The sequence below is a fragment of the Alcanivorax sp. HI0044 genome (genome assembly GCF_001634945.1).
In genome coordinates, this window is sequence record NZ_LWEZ01000497.1 from 1 (window position 1) to 851 (window position 851).

Consider the following 851-nt stretch of genomic DNA (forward strand, 5'->3'; position numbering starts at 1 on the left):
CGCTCCACCACGACTTCACCGTCCGCCAGGATATCGAAGGTCGCGGTTTCACCACGCAGACGCTCCGGCACCAGCTTCATACGGTAAATGCCGTCTTCCACTGCGATTTCATTGGTGTCGAAGAACATCTCCAACACTTCGTCGGAGGTGTAACCCAACGCACGCAGCAGGATGGTCGCCGGCAATTTGCGGCGACGGTCGATCCGGACAAAGACCTGGTCTTTGGGATCGAATTCAAAGTCCAGCCAGGAACCACGGTAAGGAATCACCCGGGCAGAATAGAGCAGCTTGCCGGAGGAGTGAGTCTTGCCTTTATCGTGGTCGAAGAACACACCGGGAGACCGGTGCAGCTGGGACACGATTACACGCTCGGTACCATTGATAACGAAGGTACCGTTTTCGGTCATCAGGGGAATTTCACCCATGTAGACCTGTTGTTCACGAATATCCTTGATCGCCCCGGATGATTCACGATCGTAAATCACCAGACGAATACGCACACGCAATGGCGCCGCGTAGGTAGTACCGCGAATGATGCATTCTTTTACATCAAAAACGGGTTTGCCGAACTCGTAGCCGGCATACTCCAGCGCTGCATTTCCTGAATAACTGGCGATCGGAAATACCGATCGGAAAGCGGCTTCCAGGCCTTCTTCAAGGCGTTCTTCTGAGCTCTTATCCTGCTGCAGGAATTTACGGTAAGAATCGAGCTGTATCGCCAGGAGATAAGGCACCTCCATAACTTTCGGAAGCTTGCCGAAATCTTTGCGGATCCGCTTTTTCTCAGTGAATGAGTATGCCATCTGCGTTCCTCAGCTGTTGACCTATCACCCTGTGGTGATATTTCTGCA

Annotated in this window: 1 pseudogene; it reads right to left on the reverse strand. The window is 52.6% G+C overall.

Annotated elements, in window-relative coordinates:
* Nucleotides 1-803: pseudogene (gene rpoB / locus A3730_RS05945) on the reverse strand (DNA-directed RNA polymerase subunit beta); the annotation flags it as partial.
* Between the last annotated feature and the right edge of the window lie 48 nt (nt 804-851).